The sequence below is a fragment of the Pseudovibrio japonicus genome, assembly GCF_014651595.1.
Lineage (GTDB): Bacteria > Pseudomonadota > Alphaproteobacteria > Rhizobiales > Stappiaceae > Pseudovibrio > Pseudovibrio japonicus.
The window spans coordinates 246,748-264,661 of sequence record NZ_BMXE01000005.1; the positions used below are offsets into that span (position 1 = coordinate 246,748).

22 protein-coding genes and 1 other RNA gene are annotated in these 17,914 nt (G+C 53.4%); 20 read left to right on the plus strand and 3 right to left on the minus strand.

The genetic code is table 11. The annotated features are described in order from the left end of the window. Positions 1-115 precede the first annotated feature (115 nt). Both IE076_RS15390 and IE076_RS15395 read left to right on the plus strand, forming a co-directional pair. A complete protein-coding gene (locus IE076_RS15390) occupies positions 116-412 on the plus strand; it encodes a DUF4164 domain-containing protein (protein WP_189437661.1) in 297 nt (98 codons plus the stop codon). A 5-nt stretch (positions 413-417) separates the two neighbouring features. After that, positions 418-858 carry a cell division protein ZapA gene (locus IE076_RS15395; protein WP_189437662.1) on the plus strand — a complete coding sequence of 147 codons (441 nt, stop codon included), beginning with the start codon at positions 418-420 and terminating at the stop codon, positions 856-858. Between the two features lie 36 nt (positions 859-894). On the opposite strand, the gene IE076_RS15400 is transcribed toward IE076_RS15395, so the two are convergent. Continuing rightward, positions 895-1,305: an HIT family protein gene (locus IE076_RS15400; RefSeq protein WP_189437663.1), complete on the minus strand. Its 411-nt coding sequence runs from the start codon at positions 1,303-1,305 to the stop codon at positions 895-897. Positions 1,306-1,461: 156 nt separating this feature from the next. Between IE076_RS15400 and ssrS the strand changes: the two genes are divergently transcribed. Together ssrS and IE076_RS15410 are read left to right on the plus strand one after the other, a co-directional pair. Further along, a non-coding RNA gene (gene ssrS / locus IE076_RS15405) (6S RNA) lies at positions 1,462-1,621 on the plus strand. 248 nt (positions 1,622-1,869) lie between these two features. After that, positions 1,870-2,307 carry a hypothetical protein gene (locus IE076_RS15410; RefSeq protein ID WP_189437664.1) on the plus strand — a complete coding sequence of 146 codons (438 nt, stop codon included), beginning with the start codon at positions 1,870-1,872 and terminating at the stop codon, positions 2,305-2,307. A 137-nt stretch (positions 2,308-2,444) separates the two neighbouring features. On the opposite strand, the gene IE076_RS15415 is transcribed toward IE076_RS15410, so the two are convergent. Beyond that, on the minus strand, positions 2,445-2,984 hold the full coding sequence (locus IE076_RS15415; RefSeq protein ID WP_189437665.1) for an AAA family ATPase: 540 nt from the start codon (positions 2,982-2,984) through the stop codon (positions 2,445-2,447). 177 nt (positions 2,985-3,161) lie between these two features. On the opposite strand from IE076_RS15415, the gene IE076_RS15420 reads away from it, so the two are divergent. The 4 genes from IE076_RS15420 to IE076_RS15435 all read left to right on the plus strand — a co-directional run bounded on the left by IE076_RS15420 (position 3,162) and on the right by IE076_RS15435 (position 6,627). After that, positions 3,162-3,755: a 5-formyltetrahydrofolate cyclo-ligase gene (locus tag IE076_RS15420; protein ID WP_189437666.1), complete on the plus strand. Its 594-nt coding sequence runs from the start codon at positions 3,162-3,164 to the stop codon at positions 3,753-3,755. A gap of 315 nt (positions 3,756-4,070) precedes the next feature. Then, entirely contained in the window at positions 4,071-4,907 is an 837-nt protein-coding gene (locus tag IE076_RS15425) for a TIGR00282 family metallophosphoesterase (protein WP_189437667.1), read from the plus strand. A gap of 233 nt (positions 4,908-5,140) precedes the next feature. Beyond that, positions 5,141-5,884, plus strand: coding sequence for a YebC/PmpR family DNA-binding transcriptional regulator (locus IE076_RS15430; protein WP_189437668.1), 744 nt, complete (start codon positions 5,141-5,143; stop codon positions 5,882-5,884). A gap of 158 nt (positions 5,885-6,042) precedes the next feature. Further along, positions 6,043-6,627: a hypothetical protein gene (locus IE076_RS15435; protein ID WP_209009163.1), complete on the plus strand. Its 585-nt coding sequence runs from the start codon at positions 6,043-6,045 to the stop codon at positions 6,625-6,627. A gap of 12 nt (positions 6,628-6,639) precedes the next feature. Here the strand turns inward: IE076_RS15435 and IE076_RS15440 are convergent, their stop codons facing one another. Continuing rightward, positions 6,640-7,137: an Lrp/AsnC family transcriptional regulator gene (locus IE076_RS15440; protein ID WP_189437669.1), complete on the minus strand. Its 498-nt coding sequence runs from the start codon at positions 7,135-7,137 to the stop codon at positions 6,640-6,642. Between the two features lie 676 nt (positions 7,138-7,813). Between IE076_RS15440 and ruvC the strand changes: the two genes are divergently transcribed. From ruvC to tilS, 12 genes are all read left to right on the plus strand, one after another. Further along, positions 7,814-8,335: a crossover junction endodeoxyribonuclease RuvC gene (gene ruvC, locus IE076_RS15445; RefSeq protein ID WP_189437670.1), complete on the plus strand. Its 522-nt coding sequence runs from the start codon at positions 7,814-7,816 to the stop codon at positions 8,333-8,335. Further along, positions 8,332-8,946, plus strand: coding sequence for a Holliday junction branch migration protein RuvA (gene ruvA / locus IE076_RS15450; RefSeq protein WP_189437671.1), 615 nt, complete (start codon positions 8,332-8,334; stop codon positions 8,944-8,946). Before ruvC ends, ruvA begins: the two co-directional genes overlap by 4 nt. Continuing rightward, a complete protein-coding gene (gene ruvB / locus IE076_RS15455) occupies positions 8,946-9,992 on the plus strand; it encodes a Holliday junction branch migration DNA helicase RuvB (RefSeq protein ID WP_189437672.1) in 1,047 nt (348 codons plus the stop codon). Before ruvA ends, ruvB begins: the two co-directional genes overlap by 1 nt. Before the next feature lie 9 nt (positions 9,993-10,001). Further along, positions 10,002-10,463, plus strand: a complete 462-nt coding sequence (gene ybgC / locus IE076_RS15460) for a tol-pal system-associated acyl-CoA thioesterase (protein WP_189437673.1) — start codon at positions 10,002-10,004, stop codon at positions 10,461-10,463. A gap of 245 nt (positions 10,464-10,708) precedes the next feature. Continuing rightward, complete coding sequence (gene tolQ / locus IE076_RS15465; RefSeq protein ID WP_189437674.1) at positions 10,709-11,494, plus strand: protein TolQ; 786 nt, start codon at positions 10,709-10,711, stop codon at positions 11,492-11,494. 3 nt (positions 11,495-11,497) lie between these two features. Beyond that, entirely contained in the window at positions 11,498-11,953 is a 456-nt protein-coding gene (gene tolR / locus IE076_RS15470; protein ID WP_189437675.1) for a protein TolR, read from the plus strand. Positions 11,954-11,959: 6 nt separating this feature from the next. Further along, positions 11,960-12,898, plus strand: a complete 939-nt coding sequence (tolA, locus tag IE076_RS15475; protein ID WP_189437676.1) for a cell envelope integrity protein TolA — start codon at positions 11,960-11,962, stop codon at positions 12,896-12,898. Positions 12,899-12,908: 10 nt separating this feature from the next. After that, complete coding sequence (tolA, locus tag IE076_RS15480) at positions 12,909-13,319, plus strand: cell envelope integrity protein TolA (RefSeq protein ID WP_189437677.1); 411 nt, start codon at positions 12,909-12,911, stop codon at positions 13,317-13,319. A 28-nt stretch (positions 13,320-13,347) separates the two neighbouring features. Continuing rightward, complete coding sequence (gene tolB / locus IE076_RS15485; protein WP_189437678.1) at positions 13,348-14,712, plus strand: Tol-Pal system beta propeller repeat protein TolB; 1,365 nt, start codon at positions 13,348-13,350, stop codon at positions 14,710-14,712. Positions 14,713-14,854: 142 nt separating this feature from the next. After that, positions 14,855-15,337 carry a peptidoglycan-associated lipoprotein Pal gene (gene pal, locus IE076_RS15490; protein WP_189437679.1) on the plus strand — a complete coding sequence of 161 codons (483 nt, stop codon included), beginning with the start codon at positions 14,855-14,857 and terminating at the stop codon, positions 15,335-15,337. A 217-nt stretch (positions 15,338-15,554) separates the two neighbouring features. Next, entirely contained in the window at positions 15,555-16,445 is an 891-nt protein-coding gene (gene ybgF, locus IE076_RS15495) for a tol-pal system protein YbgF (RefSeq protein WP_189437680.1), read from the plus strand. Continuing rightward, the gene (tilS, locus tag IE076_RS15500) at positions 16,429-17,754 is read left to right on the plus strand and encodes a tRNA lysidine(34) synthetase TilS (protein WP_189437681.1); all 1,326 of its coding nucleotides are present in this window, start codon (positions 16,429-16,431) and stop codon (positions 17,752-17,754) included. Before ybgF ends, tilS begins: the two co-directional genes overlap by 17 nt. Positions 17,755-17,914: the final 160 nt, after the last annotated feature.

The following is a 17,914-nucleotide window of genomic DNA, read 5'->3' on the forward strand; positions in this document are numbered from 1 at the left end:
CGGTCGACGATTCCGCCGAGCTGATGGATAATTGTCCTCCGCTTCCCTAGACGGGATAGGGTCGGGTTGCCATTTTGCGTGGCGACTGATGTTATGTGAGTACGGAAACAGGTAGATGTCAGAGGTGAAGATGGATAGTGGGCAAGATCTGGATCAGGCGCTGGATCGTATTACTGCCTCCATCACGAAGCTTGAAGGAGCGCTTCATCGCAGAACGTCCCGTGACAAGACCATTGATGCGTTAGAGAACGACTTGCAGAGAATTGGCGAGGATCGCACGCAGCTGGCTTCCAAGCTTGATCAGGCCGAGGCGCATGGTTCGCGACTTGAAGATGTTAACAAGGATGTTTCGCGTCGCCTTGTTGCTGCCATGGAATCCATTCGTACTGTTCTCGAAGGACAGGAGAGCTAAGATCAATGGCGCAGATTACAGTAACAATCAATGATCGCAGCTTTCGCATGGCGTGTGACGATGGTGAGGAAGAGCGTCTGCTCGGCCTTGCTCAGCGTTTTGACGACAGCATCAACAGCTTGAGAGAGAACTTCGGAGAGATCGGCGACCAGCGCTTAACCGTGATGGCAGGCATTATGGTGACCGATCACCTTGCAGAGGTTGAGCGCAAGCTGAAGGCTGCTGAAGCACGTATCGAAGAGCTTGGTAAAGCCGAGGCTTCTGTTGAGGAGCGTCTGGCTGCGCAGGAACAGCGCTTCTTGAGCCGTATTGAAGCGCTTGAGGAAGAGCACCGCGACAAGGAAGCCAGAATCGTGACGCGTCTGCTGGAGAGCGCAGACAAGATTGAGAAACTCGGCACAGATATCGACAACGAGCTGCGCGAGGAAGAAGAAAGCGCAGCTTAAGTTCGGTGCGTCGTTGGTTCTGGGCTAATCTTTATTTCATTTGGATTTGAGGCGTGACAGGAGTTCCTGAAAGCGTCCGGGTAGTGTGGGATCGGGCTTCCATTGAATGTCTTGCCCATCTCCTTTACTGCGCGGCACGATGTGAAAGTGTAAGTGAAAAGCATCCTGCTGCGCCTCGGCCCCATTGCTGCTGATGATCTGGACGTTGTTGATGTCTAGTTTTTCTTTGTAGATCAGACATATCTTCCGAATGGCACTGGTGAGCTTGACCAAGTCATCTTCTTCGACATCATAGATGTTGGTGGAATGCTGCCTCGGGATAACCAGCGTGTGGTACGGGGCGATCGAGCCGCGATCAAAGAAAGCAACTACGCTTTCATTTTCGAAGACGGTCGCATCAGGCTTCAATCGGCCTTGTGCAATTTCATAAAAAGTACAGTGTGCCATAATGTCAGGATAACCTAAGCTTGCGCGCTTCGCTATCGGGTTGGGTTAGGCGCACGGTTCTCAGTCTTTTCAGATCTGTTGTGCTTTTGGTAAAAAATGTGAGAGCGTGATGGGAAGTGCTGGTAATTCGATCCGCTCTGGCCTATATCAGCCTTTGCGTTGCTGCGCGGTTCGTCAGGAGACACATATCCCCGGGGCCTTACGCATTCCTTAGGGAGCTGTTCCTTCCCTCGCTCGTGGGCTTGGGGACACGGCGCCCACCTACATAGTAGGTTCTCCGGGATTGCACATTCTCCAACGGCTGTTGTGGCACGCCCTTTCTTTTTTGTCAGCGCCGGTTTCCCTTGGGGCGCAGACAATACCCATTCTCGGACAATTTGGTTCAGCTGGTTTTCTGAGCGGACATGCCTAACCTTGACGATTGGTGGGGGTGCAATGAGCATTTTCATGCAATTGCTTATGGGCTTCTGAAGAGAACGCCTTTTGATCAAATTGTTTATTGAATTGTTGAGATATCAACGCCTAAAGAACCCGATCAAACAATAATAATCAGGCGTTTTACTCATGAATACTCTTGGTATCATTAAAGTTTGTTGTCTTGGTGGCTTTCTAGCTGGCTGTATAGGCGTGGGAGGAAGCGAATTGGCACAAGCAGATGTTACAGGACAGTTGGAAAATGGGCGCGAGACCTTCACTGGCCAAGTGGTGGGTGGTGACTTGACCCTAAGGGGTAGCAGTGGCCGCACCTGCCAAGGAAGTGTAGACAATCTTTACTACGCGATTCTTGTCAGCTGTAGTGATGGAACGTCTGGATCAATATCAATGCAATTTGTCACTGCACGCGATCAGGGAGCGATTGCTACAGGCACCATTGGCGACCAAAATGTAAACCTGTCGGTTGGTCCTTTTTCCTGCCCTAATGCAGACGGCATCGTGACTGGCTGCACTTTGGCGGTCGCGGATCGCTATGGTAATCGCACGGTAAATATCATTGGTGGTTAAAGCAGTGCTTATTCGCGCTAGATTCGAGCAAAGACCTCAAGGCATAAAAAGTGGCGCTCCGGCAATCGTGCGCGTCAGAAAATGACTTCCGAAACGAGACCGTTGATAACGGGTTGAATACTCGGCCTTTCTTTCTGTCAGCTTCGATTTTGGCCTTGGGGCTCAGACAACGCCAATTCAAAGACTATTTGGTTCAGCTGGTTTCTTGATCGGATATGGTGGACACTTAGATTTTGCTGGCGGCTTAGTTGCAATGAGATACTGTTGATCATTGCTTTGCGCTTTTTGAGGGCGTGAAAGGCAAAGCGGTATTGCTGCCACGGCCAATCGATGTTGCCGGGTGGTAATTCTGGCCGTGTTTTGCCCCTATGTCGCCAAGGCCGAGAGAACAGCTGCCACGCTCTGATCCATTCAGGTGGATCTAACCAGATGACGCAGTCTGCTCTGGGTAAAGCGTGATGGAGCAGGCTCGGGCCGCCTTCGAGAATCCATTGGTCCTTTGCAATTGTGCTGAGCAGTGCTTGTTCGATTTCTGGTTCTGAGCGCTGCACCCAGTTTTGGGTTAGCTTTATTGAATCGAACGAGATTACCGGCAGGTCCGGCCGCTGTGTTGCAAAGCGGTGGGCTAAATGGCTTTTGCCTGTACCGTTTGCGCCAGTGATGATGACACGTTGCAAAGGCTCTCTCAATAAATGATATGTGCTTTGGGAAACTAGCCCTCCCGAACGAGTATTTCCAGCCTTCATCTATAAGTGCCGAGAGTAAGTGGCGCTGAGGAGGCTTTCTTTCTCCCCTCCGCTTGTGGCAAGATACCTCCCGGAATCTTTGGAAATTCAAGTGGAAACGAGTGGGTTTTGTCAAAAGCAGAGAATGTTGCCGGATCGCTGGTTGAGGTCAAAAAGGCAGTTCGTAAGGCTGGGCTTTCGGCGCGAGGGACGCTTTCGCCTGTGGAGCGGATTGAACACTCGCTGGGTCTTGTTGAGTTTGTAGCTGAGCTTGAGGTGGAACCGGGGTCTGTGGTTGCAGGGTTCTGGCCTATCCGGGATGAGATTGATCCGCGGCCTTTGATGGATGCGCTCGCGCAGGCCGGATGTTCTTTGTGTCTTCCGATTGTTCTTGGTGATGATCTTGAGTTTCGCCTTTTGCAAAAGGACGGTCCATTGGTGCCTGCCAGCTTTGGAAGTATGGCACCGGGGCCGGAGGCGGAGGTGGTGCATCCCAACTTTGTGCTGGTGCCGCTCTCGGCGTTTGACCGGCGTTGCAACCGGATCGGCTATGGCAAAGGTTTTTACGATCGTGCATTGAGTGAGCTGGAAAAACTTACCAATCTCACCGCGATTGGGGTTGCATTTGCTGTTCAAGAGGTAGAAGAGGTTCCGATGGAACCGCATGATCGTCGGCTGGATGGCATCCTGACAGATCGTGGGCTTCTAAGAACTGGTGATTAGAGCGACTTGCAGGGGTTTGAGCATCAGCGTTTCTTTTAAGAAACCAGCGCGATGTCTGAGCCTCTTGTTTTATGGTCATCCTTATCCGCAGGACCGTTGGGCACTTGCGGGGGATTGGCTTTAAAGCTGGCGGGGCTGCTTTGGTCCAATAGATGTGCGCGTATTCTTTCATCATTGAGCTTTGGGTCTGGAGTACGCGGCGGAGCATGTCTGCGTTTTTGTGAAATGACGCGTCATGCTCCTCGTTTTGTTTTATGCGTATCCTGATAGAAAGCCGAGCGGGCGTTTCGGGGGTACGCTTGAAAGGGTTTATAGATGCAGCTGCTGTTTCTTGGTGATCTGGTTGGGCGCGCTGGCCGCAATGCCGTGACTGACGAACTGCCTCAACTGATTGAAGACAACCAGTTGGACTTCGTTGTTGTGAATGGCGAAAACTCCGCAGCAGGCTTTGGTATTACCGAAGAAATTCTCGAAAACGTGTTGGATGCGGGTGCAGATGTTGTCACCACGGGTAACCACATCTGGGATCAGCGCGATACGCTTGTTTACATTGAGCGGCAGGAGCGGTTGCTTCGCCCGGCAAACTATCCGTCCGGCACTCCGGGCAAGGGCGCAAACCTGTACCGTGCCCGTAATGGTGCTGATGTGCTGGTCGTAAATGTGATGGGCCGTGTTTACATGGATGCGCTGGATTGTCCGTTCACGGCTATTGACAAAATTCTGGCTGACTGCCCGCTGGGCGCTATGGCTGATGCGGTCATTATTGATATGCATGCTGAGGCGACCAGTGAGAAGCAGGCGATGGGGCATTTCTGCGATGGTCGTGCAACGCTGGTTGTTGGCACGCACACGCACGTTCCAACTGCTGATCATCAGGTTCTGGTGGGTGGCACGGCGTATATGTCCGATGCGGGTATGTGCGGCGACTACGATTCTGTTTTGGGTATGGATAAGGAAGAGCCAGTCAACCGGTTCCTGCGCAAAATGAATGGTGCCCGTTTTACGCCTGCGCTGGGTGAGGCCACGATCTGCGGTGTTGCGGTTGAAACGGATGATCGTACTGGTCTGGCCAAACATGTGTCACCAGTGCGTATCGGCGGGCGTTTGTCGCAGATTATTCCGCCATTCTGGCCAAGTGCAGCTAACGGCTAACTCAGATAATATGTGCTGCTTGCATGGCGAATGGTGAGGAAGAGTGAGGCCGCGTTGTATCTGGCGGTTTCTTGCTCTGGATTTTGTCGTGTAAGCGTCTTATAAGCATTCAACAAATTGGCTCGACGTTATGCGACATTCCTGTCGGGGAGAGCGCTGTCCAAGCTATCAGCGGCTTGGTGAGCGCTCCTTTGGGCCCTACGTTTTATTCTAAACACAAGCCGGGAAGACCAATGGCCGGACATTCAAAATTCAAAAACATCATGCACCGCAAGGGACGTCAGGATGCTGTACGTTCCAAGCTGTTCTCTCGTCTTTCTAAAGAGATCACCGTTGCTGCGAAAATGGGTGATCCTGACCCGGACAAAAACCCGCGCCTGCGCCTCGCTGTACAGAACGCGAAGGGTCAGTCCATGCCAAAGGACAACATTGCCCGCGCGATTGCAAAGTCTCAGGGTGGTGATGGTGCTGATTACTCCGAGATCCGCTATGAGGGTTATGGCCCAGGCGGCACCGCGATTATTGTTGAAGTGCTGACTGACAACAAAAACCGCTCTGCTGCGAATGTGCGCTCCTACTTCACCAAGTACGGTGGGTCCATGGGTGAAACGGGTTCCGTTTCCTTCATGTTCGACCGTGTTGGCGAGCTTGTTTACAAGCCTGAAGCTGGTGATGCGGACGCTGTTATGGAAGCAGGCATTGAAGCTGGTGCTGATGATGTTGAGAGCGACGAAGATGGTCACACCATCATCTGTGCTTTCGAAGATCTTTCCGAAGTCTCCAAGGGACTGGAGGAGGCGCTGGGCGAAGCTGAGTCTGTGAAGACCATCTGGAAGCCGCAGAACCTTGTGGAAGTGAACGAAGAGAAAGCTGGCACCATCATGAAACTGATGGATGCGCTGGAAGATGATGATGACGTGCAGAACGTCTACTCCAACTTCGATATCTCTGAGGAAATCATGGCCAAGCTCGGCTAAGCTAACTTCTTGATCAAGTTTTAAAGGCGGTGCGTTTTGCGTGCCGCCTTTTTTTTGCCCACCTGCTTGTGGAGGGTCGCCCCTGATTTCAATGGAATTGGCTTCATGAGTGCACTGTGAAACGCTTTTGTGGTCAGGATTTTGGTTGAGGCAGGCTGGTGAGTGACGAAAGCGATAAGGTTCGTGTGATCGAACATGCAATTGACTCGGCATGGCGACTGCATCTGCTTGCGATTGCCTATGCGGCTCTGCTGGTGATTGGAGCAGTGCTGGAGACACCTTCCGGTGTGTGGGAGGAGAGGGCGCCTCTGGTTGTGCGGGCCTATGGGTTCTGCGTTATGAGTGCGCCCTATGTGCTTGCCGTTGCCGGTTTGCTGACCGCGCTGTACCTGCGGCAGGCGGTGAACATTGCGCGAACCATGAAGGATCGCTGTTTGCTTGCGACCACGGCGATCCTGACGATGCCGATCAACGGGTTTCATAAGGGAGACTGGTGGGTGTCGCTGTGTTCGGTCACGGTGACGGTTTTCCCGCCACTGCTCTACATCGGGCTTGTCTCACTGGGACAGCCCCTCTCCATCCTAGGATTGGGGCTTTGTATTGGTGCCTACCTATTTTGCCTTTATCAACGGCAGATGCTGCTTATCGCTCAAAACAGCAACTTTCTTCAGGAGCGGATCTCCGAGCTTGTCAGTATGGCACAGATCGTGACAGGCAAGAGCAAGAACAACGATGTTCCATAGGGCCGTTGTGGTCTAATCGCTTTCGACGATGGCCTCCAGATGCTGCAGTGGGAGCGGGCCGTTTGCCTTGAGCGTGCGGATCGCGAAGTTGGAGCGCACGTCTTCAACGCCATCGAGTGTCATCAGGAAGTCAGAGAGGAAGACGTCATAGGCTTCCAGTGTTGGAACAACGATTTCAGCAAGAATATCGGACTGACCGGAGACAAGGTGGCAGGAGACGACCTCTGGCTGGGAGGTGACGCGATCGATGATGGACATGATCTGCGCTCTGCTTTGCTTGCCCACGCGCATCTCAACAAAAACTGTCATGCCAAGGCCAACTGTTTTGCGGTTGACGGAGGCCTGATAGCCGTTGATCACGCCGCTGTCTTCAAGGTTTTTGACGCGGCGCAGGCATGGGGAGGGAGACAAGGCAACCTTGCCTGCCAGCTCTACATTGGTCAGGCGTCCGTCTTCCTGAAGGCTTTTCAGGATCTCTAGGTCAATCTTGTCGAGCGATGATTTTGGCATAAAAATATGATTTTCGTCTGTTTCGAGGGGCATTATTGCGGAAGCTACGGCGTTTATACCAGTTCCGCAAGCTGTGTTAACTGTTCAGAGCGTCTTTCGATCTTCGTTCATGTGGGCTGTTTCTGGCTCATCTAAAAATTCCATTCAAAACTGACAGGTTCGTCACAACAGTTTCGGGTATGTACCGTGGTTGCGCGCACCTTCAAGAAGGTCGGGTTAAAACGATCTGATTGGAAGGATTATAAATTACGAAGGTGCCATCCTCCAATCGGGACGATCGGCTGAATTGTCGAGAATTTCTCAATGACTTTGCTTAGGGAAGCTTCTTTTCCTGCTCAACTATGAAGAATTACTAGGGTTAGTCAGGGCTGTTGGGGATGAACTGGTGGGACGTTTGGCTATGGTGTGTGTTCAGGGGATGATCTGTACAGCGAGGCGATTGGCCCGTTTCTGGTGCGGGTCTGACAAGACTGTGCCTCAAACCAGTGAGACGAATGGTTTTGGTGTCCGGACACAACCCAAACGTGGGGAGTGTTGCTGAGACTTCAATCATACCGAGATCTTGCCAGTAGCTTTTGCAGGAACGCGTGGATTACTCCTGAATTTGTGCGCATTAGGCGATTGGTCGAGGTTACCGGCTAGCGTCTGCGGAGATTTTTCGTTACCGGTTTGTTCTATGGATCATTCAATTCGAATCATGGGTGTGGACCCAGGTCTGCGCAACACCGGTTGGGGCATTCTTGATGCCAAAGGCAATCGCGTCAGCTTTGTTGCAAGTGGCACCATCCGCTCCAACAGCAAGTCCTCCCTCGCAGAACGTCTCAAGCAGTTGTACAGTGGCTTGCAGGAGGTGATTGAACGTCATGATCCGGCAGAGGCTGCCGTAGAGAATACGTTTGTGAACAAGGATGCAGGTGCAACGCTTAAACTGGGACAGGCGAGGGGGATCGCTCTGCTTGTGCCATCCCTGCATAATCTCGTGGTTTCAGAATACGCTCCCAATCTGGTGAAGAAGACTGTGGTGGGCACGGGGCATGCTGATAAAGAACAGATCCGTATGATGGTGAAAGTGTTGATGCCGAAAGCGACGTTTAATTCGGACGATGCGGCGGATGCGCTGGCGATTGCAATCTGCCATAGTCACCACAGAGGTAGTATAACGGGCCGTCTGGCCGCAGCGGAGGCGCTTTTGAAATGATCGGAAAACTCAAGGGTGTCGTTGACAGTTACGGCGATGATTTTGTGCTGCTGGACGTGCATGGTGTTTGCTATCAGGTGCATTGCCCGTCGCGCGTGCTGCAGCAGTTGCCGCGTGTGGGCGAAGCTGCCGTGTTGGCTATTGAGACCATGGTGCGTGAAGACATGATCAAGCTCTTCGGTTTCTCCGAGGACAGTGAGCGTGAGTGGTTCCGTATCTTGATGACAGTTCAGGGTGTTGGTGCAAAGGTTGCGCTGGGCATTCTGGGCATCATGAAGGCGTCTGAAGTGGCGAATGCGATTGCGCTGGGCGATAAGACCGCGATCACGCGGGCGCCGGGTGTTGGCAAGCGTGTGGCAGAACGCATCGTGACGGAGCTGAAAGATAAGGCACCGGCCTTTGCCTCCGTTGAAGATGACACCATTGCTGTTTCCCAAAGCGTTGCGGAAAATGTGGCGTCCCGTCCGGTGGCAGATGCAGTGTCTGCCCTTTCTAATTTGGGCTACCAGCCCGCTCAGGCTTCTGCTGCTGTAGCAGCTGCTGTGAAAACAGCGGGTGAAGATGCGAGCGCTGAAATACTTATTCGCCTCGGCCTTAAGGAACTTGCATAATGAATGAGGGTGAGGATCGCCTTGTTACTCCGGAAATTCGGGGCGACGAAATCGACAGTGGTATACGTCCGCAATCGCTGGATGAATTTACCGGACAGGCGCAGGCGCGTGAGAACCTGAAGATTTTCATCGGCGCGGCCAAGGCACGGAACGAAGCGCTGGACCATGTGTTGTTCGTGGGGCCTCCGGGTCTTGGTAAGACGACGCTGGCGCAGATCATGGCGCGTGAGCTTGGTGTGAACTTTCGCGCGACCTCCGGTCCTGTGATTGCAAAGGCTGGTGACCTTGCTGCTTTGCTGACCAATCTGGAAGACCGGGACGTTCTGTTTATTGACGAAATCCACCGTCTCAACCCTGCGGTTGAAGAGGTGCTGTATCCGGCCATGGAAGATTATCAGCTCGACCTGATCATCGGTGAGGGGCCTGCTGCGCGGTCGGTGAAGATCGATCTGGCTAAGTTTACGCTGGTTGCTGCGACCACTCGTATCGGCTTGTTGACCACGCCATTGCGCGACCGCTTCGGTATTCCGGTTCGTCTGGAGTTTTATACGCCGCAGGAGCTTGAGCTGATTGTAAAGCGTGGCGCGCGTCTGCTTGGAATCGGCATGAGCGATGATGGTGCGACAGAGATTGCCAAGCGCTCGCGTGGTACGCCGCGTATTGCTGGCCGGTTGCTGCGCCGCGTGCGTGACTTTGCGATTGTGGCGGGTGATGCTGACATTGATTCAGGTCTTGCAGACCGGGCTTTGGGGCAGCTGGAGGTGGACAGTGCTGGCTTTGACAGTCTGGATCGCCGCTATCTGAAGCAGATTGCCATGAATTTTGGTGGTGGTCCAGTTGGCATTGAGACGATTGCCGCTGCGCTTTCTGAACCACGAGATGCGATTGAAGAGATTGTTGAGCCCTATCTGATCCAGAATGGGTATTTGCAACGCACGCCACGCGGGCGAATTTTGACGCCAATCGCCTTCAAGCATCTTGGTTTGGCGGTGCCGGATAATCCAAATGCGCCGCAAATGGCCCTCTTTGAACATGATGAAGACTAATCGACAGCCATGAGCCAGAAAAAAACTGAGACAAATTGGCCCGATCTGACAGGGCGGATTGACGGCAACGAGCATATTTTGCCGGTGCGTGTGTATTACGAGGATACAGACTTCTCAGGGGTGGTCTACCATGCGGCCTATCTGAAGTTCATGGAGCGTGGACGGACCGAGCTGTTGCGCATGCTGGGTGTCCATCATCATGAGTTGGATGCAGGCAAGCACGGGGAGCCTTTGGCCTTTGCAGTGCGTCACATGGATATTGATTTTCTCAAACCTGCTCGAATCGACGATGTGCTGGAAGTGCATACGGTCATTAGCGAAATAAAAGGTGTCCGGTTGATTATCAGGCAGCGCGTGATGCGTGGTGACGAAATTTTGATCAAAGCCTGCGTGACTGCTGTGGCTATTTCTGAAGAGGGAAAACCGCGCAGATTGCCGAAAGCCATGATTACGCAAATGAAGGGCGAATAAGCCCAGAAACCCTTGTCAAAAATCACCGATATTTATTCAAAGTAATAGGGACTAGTCGTCTTTTAATCCTTCAGTAACCTTAAGCAGGTCTTTTCATTTATGCCTTCAATGCTGGCTGTAGTCGAAGTTTCGCCAAATTCGACAGGCAGGAAGGCTACTAAATGTTTAATAGACTGGTTGTGTTCATGGCAGGGGTACTACCGTGAGCCGGTCTTTGGGTTATCAGGGCAAGAGGTCCTTATTACATGAACTGTAAGGTGATGAAACTCGTTGTGGCCGTGAGCACAGCGCTGGCAAGCACTATGCCATTGGCAGCAATGGCGCAGGGCGTTGAGTCCGTTGAGCTGGGCGCAGCTCCTGGTGCGGGCTTGTCCTATATCTCGCTCTTTATGGAAGCAGACATTGTCGTCAAGCTGGTGATGATCGGTCTGATTGCTGCTTCTGTATGGAGCTGGGCGATTATCTTTGACAAGATCGTCCTTTATTCCCGTTCCCGTCGCCAGATGAGCCGTTTTGAGAACGTGTTCTGGTCCGGTCAGTCTCTTGAAGAGCTGTATAAGTCCTTATCATCGCGCGCAAACAACGGTATGTCCGCCTTGTTTGTGGCGGCGATGCGTGAATGGAAGCGCTCCCACGAAGGTGAGCACCCTGCGATTGCCAGCCTGCAGCAGCGTATCGACCGTGTGATGGATCTGACCATCTCCCGCGAAGTTGAACGTCTTGAGAAGCGTCTGTTGTTCCTTGCGACCATCGGCAGTGCGGCTCCGTTTGTCGGCCTGTTTGGTACGGTTTGGGGCATCATGAATGCGTTTACTTCCATCGCCGCTTCAAAGAACACGAACCTTGCTGTTGTGGCACCGGGTATTGCCGAGGCGCTTTTTGCGACCGGTTTGGGCCTGATTGCCGCTATTCCGGCGGTTATTGCCTATAACAAGCTACAGAGTGACTCCGGGAAGCTGGCTGCGCGCATGGAAGGGTTCGCAGACGAGTTTTCTGCAATCTTGTCCCGCCGTATCGATGAGCGAGCATAACCCATGGGTATGAGCACAGGAGCGGCCGGTGGTGGACGTGCAGGCGGCAGACGTGGTCGTCGCAGGCACTCTCATGCACCGATGAGCGAGATCAACGTAACGCCGATGGTGGACGTGATGCTGGTGCTGCTGATCATCTTTATGGTGGCGGCTCCCTTGCTGACAGTTGGCGTGCCGATTGATCTGCCTGAAACCCGCGCTAAGGCGATGGAAGGCGATACCGAGCCGATAGCGATTTCGGTGAAGTCTGACGGGGCCGTGTACATTCAGGACACTGAGATCCCGGTTGATGAGCTGATCGCGAAACTCGGGGCAATTGCCGAGAATGGTTACAACGAGCGTATCTATGTGCGCGGTGATCAGGACGCTGATTATGGGATCATCATGAAAGTCATGGGCCAGATCAATGCTGCCGGATACAAGCGCATTGGGCTCGTCACTCTAGAGGAGCAGGGTTAACCGGGAATGCGTGCAGGCCTTATCGCATCGCTAGTTGTTCACGTGGTCGTGCTTGTTGCCGGAGCGGTGTCGCTCAATTTCGGCAAAGAGTTGGTCACGACCCCGGTGGATTCACTGCCTGTGGATCTGGTGCCCGTCAGCGAGCTAACCAAGCTGCAGCTGGGTACAACAGAGGCGAAGGAAATCAAAGAAGCTGCGTTGCAGCCAACCAAGAAGCCTGCAGAGAAGCCAGAGCCGGAGAAAAAGACCGGTGAAGCCAAGAAAGAGGTGAAGAAGGTTCAGGAAGCCGCGAGGGAAGTGCAGCAGGCAGAAGCGCCGCCGCCGCCTCCACCTGAACCTGCGGAACCAGAGCCAGCCCCAAAGGAACAGCCAAAAGAGAAGGCTCCTGCGGAAACTGCAGAACTTGGTCCTGAGGTAGAGAAAGTCGAAGAACCGAAGAAACTCGTCACCGTTCGTCCTCGCACCAAACCGACTCCTCCAGCGCGCCCAAAGGTGGAAAAGAAGGAAGAGCCGAAGAAAAAGGACGACTTCAATACGAAGATGGCGGCTTTGCTAAACAAGACCAATGAGAAGTCGAGCGGGACTGCAAAGTCCACCAAACCGGCTTCCCTCGGGTCTGAACAGGGTCATACCAACGTGACGATGAGCCAGTCTGAACTGGACGCGCTTCGCGGGCAGGTCGCACAGTGCTGGAACCCTCCTATGGGGGCAGCTGGAGCGGAAGATCTGACCGTTCGTCTACAATTCAACCTGAGCCGCACCGGTGAGGTTGAGGGGCAGACGCGGGTGCTGAACTCAAGCAATAACCCTGCATTCAACGCAGCTGCAAGCAGTGCAGAGCGCGCAGTTTACCGCTGTGGTCCGTATTCTCTGCCAGCGGCGAAGTATGAAGCATGGGAAACAGTTATCCTGAATTTTGATCCTCGCGAGATGCTTGGATACTGACGGAGTGGCTATGGAAATGGAGCGAGCTGGCAAGGCAGGTAAGGTTAGGATTGGGCTGGGCCTGATGCTCTCTGGAGGCGTTCTGGCTGGCTGCAGCGTAACGGGCGGGGTTGGCTATTTCACCTTCTCTACGGACGGTGAGGAAGTCGCGGCTCTTCGTAATCAAGTTGCTCGTTGCTGGGTCCCTCCGCTCAACGCTGATGAAGAGGTCCAGCTGCGCTTCGATCTTAACCGGTCAGGAGAGCTTGTAGGAGTTCCAACGGTATTGAGCTCGGGCACTACGCCTGAGGACGAGGCCGTCGAAGATAGTGCAGTGAGAGCTCTAGTTCGCTGTGCGCCATATTCCCTTCCGGCTGAAACGTATGAGTCTTGGAAGACGATTACACTGAGTTTTGATCCTCGCGATTTGCGTGGATACTAGGAATTGAGATTGAAAGGAGTTTAGGTCGATGTCCTTTGTGATGGGGCTTAACCCAAAGCGTACAACAGGAATCAAACAGCTGTGGCGTCGTGCGTGCGGCCTTGTGGCTGCTGTAGTTGCTGTTGCTGCGATCTCTCAACCTGCATACGCCCTGATTGAGCTTGATATTACTCAGGGCAACGTTGAACCGATGCCGATTGCAATCTCTCCCTTTGCTGGCTCCGGCGTGCAGGAAGATATGGCGGGGCAGATTTCTGAAGTGGTTGCCGCTGATTTGCAGCGCTCTGGGCTGTTCCGGCCCATCGACAATGCAGCGCATATCCAGCAGGGCATGAACGTTGGCACTATGCCGCGCTTTGGTGACTGGAGAACCATCGGCTCTCAGGCTTTGGTGACCGGTTCTATTGCGCAGCAGCCGAATGGGCAGATTCGCGCGGAGTTTCGGTTGTGGGATGTGTTTGCAGGTCAGCAGCTGATCGGCCAGCAGTTCTACACCTCACCTGAGAACTGGCGCCGTCTGGCGCATATCATTTCTGATGCGGTTTACCAGCGTCTGACGGGTGAAAAGGGCTACTTTGATACTCGTGTTGTCTTCATTGACGAGAGCGGTCCAAAGGATGCTCGCCGGAAACGTCTGGCGATTATGGATCAGGACGGCGCGAATGTGCGGTATCTGACACGTGGTGATGATCTGGTGCTGACACCGCGGTTCTCTCCTGTGTCACAGGAAGTCACCTACATGTCATATGTGGGCGGTAATCCGCAGGTTTACCTGTTCAACATCGAGACCGGACAACGTGAAGTTCTGGGCAACTTCCCCGGTATGACGTTTGCGCCGCGCTTTTCGCCGGATGGCCAGAAGGTGATCATGAGTTTGCAGCAGGGCAGCAATGCGAACCTCTATCTTATGGATCTGCGGACACGCCGGACAACCCGTCTGACTAATACGGCTGCGATTGATACCAGCCCGTCCTTCTCTCCCGATGGACGCCGGGTGGTGTTTGAGAGTGACCGTGGCGGCTCGCAGCAGCTTTATGTGATGAATGCGAATGGCAGCGGTGCGGAGCGTATCTCCTTTGGGCCGGGTCAGTATTCCACACCTGTGTGGTCTCCTCGCGGTGACTTGATTGCCTTTACCAAGGTGCACCAGGGCCGCTTCATGATCGGCGTTATCCGTCCTGACGGTAAGGGGGAACGTATCCTCACAGAGGGTTATCACAATGAGGGACCAGCCTGGTCTCCAAACGGGCGTGTCCTAACCTTCTTCCGCGATACGATGGGTGAACAGGGTGGACCTCAGGTCTGGACTGTTGATCTGACCGGCTACAACGAACAGGTGGTTCAGACACCAAACTTTGCATCAGATCCAGCGTGGTCACCGCTGCTCGACTAATCGTGAAGTTAGACCCCCCAAATTCTTACGGGATTTTGGGGGGATTAGGACTTCATTAACCAGTGAAATCAAGTTACCCTGATCCAAGATGGACTAGGGCTTTGTTAGACCCTCGGGGTTTGAGGGACAGGAGATTCAATAAATGTCAAAGACACAGTTCGCGCGCGGAGCGCGTTTTGCCGCTGTCGTGGGTCTGTGCCTCGTTGCTGCAGCTTGTGCGCAGACGCGCCCTGAACTTAATGGGACTAATAGTTCCGTTGCGGCTGGCTCCGGCCAGGACTTCGTTGTGAATGTTGGGGATCGTGTATTCTTCCTGAACAACCAGAGTTCTCTTAGTGCTGCTGCTCGCGGTGTGCTCGACAAGCAGGCCCGTTGGCTGGAACACTACAAGAACTACTCTATCACGATTGAAGGTCACGCTGATGAGCGCGGCACCCGCCAGTACAACATTGCACTGGGTGCACGTCGTGCTTCTGCTGTTCGGGAATACCTTGTTGCTAAGGGCATTGACCCGTCCCGCATCAAGACAATCTCTTACGGTAAAGAGCGTCCGGTTGCAGTATGTAACGCGGCTTCCTGTTGGAGTCAGAACCGTCGTGCTGTGACCGTTCTGAATGGTCAGTAAGTGGTTTCGATAGGCTAATATAAGGATAGGCCTCTCCAATCTTGGGGAGGCCTTTCTGATCAAACTCCTGCACAGTTGTGGGAGAACTGGAATTGGCCGGGGAGAAGCCGCAAATAGGCGAGAAACACTGAGTTTGTGCCCTATTTTCGTCTTTTCCTCTTGCCAAGAGATGAGAAGATCCGACCCGGACTCTTAAGGGTGTCTCAGGAGAAAATTGATGGCTCTTTACCGACGTATTGCAACAGGTGTTGTTGTTCTGGCGATTGCAACCTCTACAAGTTTACCTGCGTCTGCGCAGCTGTTTGGCGGTTCCAAAAATCAGGAAACTGCTCAAAATACTGCACGTCTTGGTCAGCTTGAGGAGCAAATTCGTCTGCTGACAGGCCAGGTTGAAGAGCTCAATCATAAGCTGCGGCTGACAGAAGATCAGTTGCGCCGCTCACGGGAAGATGTGGACTATCGTTTGCAACAGTTGGAGAACCCGGGGCAGACGCCACGTGTTGTTCAGCCTCCTGTTGTTGAAGCGCCAAACACCGCTCCTCCTGCTGATCGTAGCCAGCAGCTTTCTACGCTGAACACTCCGGCACAGGGCACCAATGGCGGGCCGCTTGACCTTTCCCAGATCGCACGTGGCAATACGACTGCTTCTACGGGATCAACAGCTGCTGCGCCGGGCTCTGGCACACTGCAGTTTTCCGGAAGTGTAAACTCGCTACTGACTGGTGAGCCAACAGCGGACTATAATGCGATTTATGGCTTGATGGTTGATGGCAACTACCCGGCTGCCACCGAAGGGTTTGATACTTTTGTGGGTATGTATCCGGACCACGAGCTGACTGCAAATGCACAGCATTGGCTTGGCGAAAGCCTGTTGGCGCAACGTCAGTACGAGAGTGCGGCACAGGCCTTCCTGAAGAGTTATGCTGATTTTCCCGAGAGTGAGTTGGCTCCCGAGAGCTTGCTGAAACTGGGTACTGCCCTTACAGGTATGGGGAATGCGTCCGCTGCCTGTGAAACCTATGAGCAGCTTCTCGCTACTTTCCAGTTTGCAGCACCAGCTGTGCTGGAGCAGGCCAAGGCTCAGCAAAAACGTGACAACTGCGTCTAATCAACCAAGTGGTTTCTCCTCCGAAGAGCTTAATGAGCTTTTCGGGGACTATAAGTCTTTCCGTCGGATCGCCGTTGGTGTGTCCGGCGGTGTTGATTCTATGGCGCTGCTTTATCTTCTGAAGCAGTGGACGGAGGAGTTGGGTGCTTCTGCTCCCGAGCTTTATGCCTTTACGGTCAATCACGGTCTGAGGGCTGAGGCGGTTACTGAAGCTGCTGGTGTCCGACAATATTGTACGCACCTTGAAGTGCCCCATGAGACTTTGGAGTGGATTGGCGAGAAGCCATCTTCCAACATCCAGTCTGAAGCGCGCAATGCGCGGCACGCTCTTTTGCGGCAGGCTGCTGAAGATCATGGGTGCGCAGCACTGTTTCTGGCACATCATCTGGAAGATCAGGCCGAGACGTTCCTGACGCGTCTGGCGCGGGGCAGTGGGGTCTATGGGCTTGCGGGCATTCGCAGGGATCGCGAGCTGGATGGGTTCCACATTTGTCGTCCGCTTCTCACTGTCAGCAAGGTGCGGCTCAAAGCGCTGCTTCAGGCTGAGCAGGTGCCATGGTTTGATGACCCTTCTAACGAGGATGAACAATTTACTCGGGTGAAGTTTCGCCAAGCGCAGGCAGAGCTGGATGAACTTGGTCTGACTGCGACGAAGCTTTCTGACACAGCGCGGCGCATGGCGCGCGCAGCCGATGCGATTGATGTTTGGGTTGATGAGGTGGCTGAGAAGTCCTGCACGTTTCACAGTGCAGGGCCGGTGCGGTTTGACAGTTCCTGCCTTGAGTATGTTCCAGATGAAATCGGCCTGAGACTGGTTGGTAGGCTTGTTCGTTATATCTCCGGTGCTGCGTATATGCCCCGTCTTGCCAAGCTGGAGGGGCTCTATGACGTCCTGAAAGCGGGCGAGGGCGCCAGAGCTGCCACACTGGGTGGTGTCAGGTTTGCATTGTCTAAGCCTCATGAGGCTGCCATGTGGTTTTGCTTCCGAGAGGCCGGTCGAAACGGCATGCCGGAGGTTGATGTGAAGCCGGGGGACGAGGGAATTTGGGATGCGCGCTGGCGCTTCAAAGCGGCGCATTCGGCCAAGGAATTTCGAATCACATCGGTTCAAAAGGAGTTTTGTGGAGATTTTGACCTTGGAATCCCCGCGAACTGGCCGAAAACAGCATTTCAGACGGCTCCGCTTATTGTTTTTGCCGACGGGGTATCCTACATGCCTTGGAAGAAGATTGGTCACACTGCTGCCGATGCAGAGGTGAGATCACGGACCTACGGAATTTCGATGGTCCCAGTAAGCAGAACATTTTGAATAAATCTTGGTTTTGCTGGCGTTCTGTTAAATCTATGCATTTATGCTTTATGGGAATGCAAACCGAACGTTGGGGCTGGTAATGTCGGAATTAGCGGAGCTTCAATCCTGAATTATCAGGGGTGACCGACAAAATTCCGTTGGCCTTAAGAAAACTGAG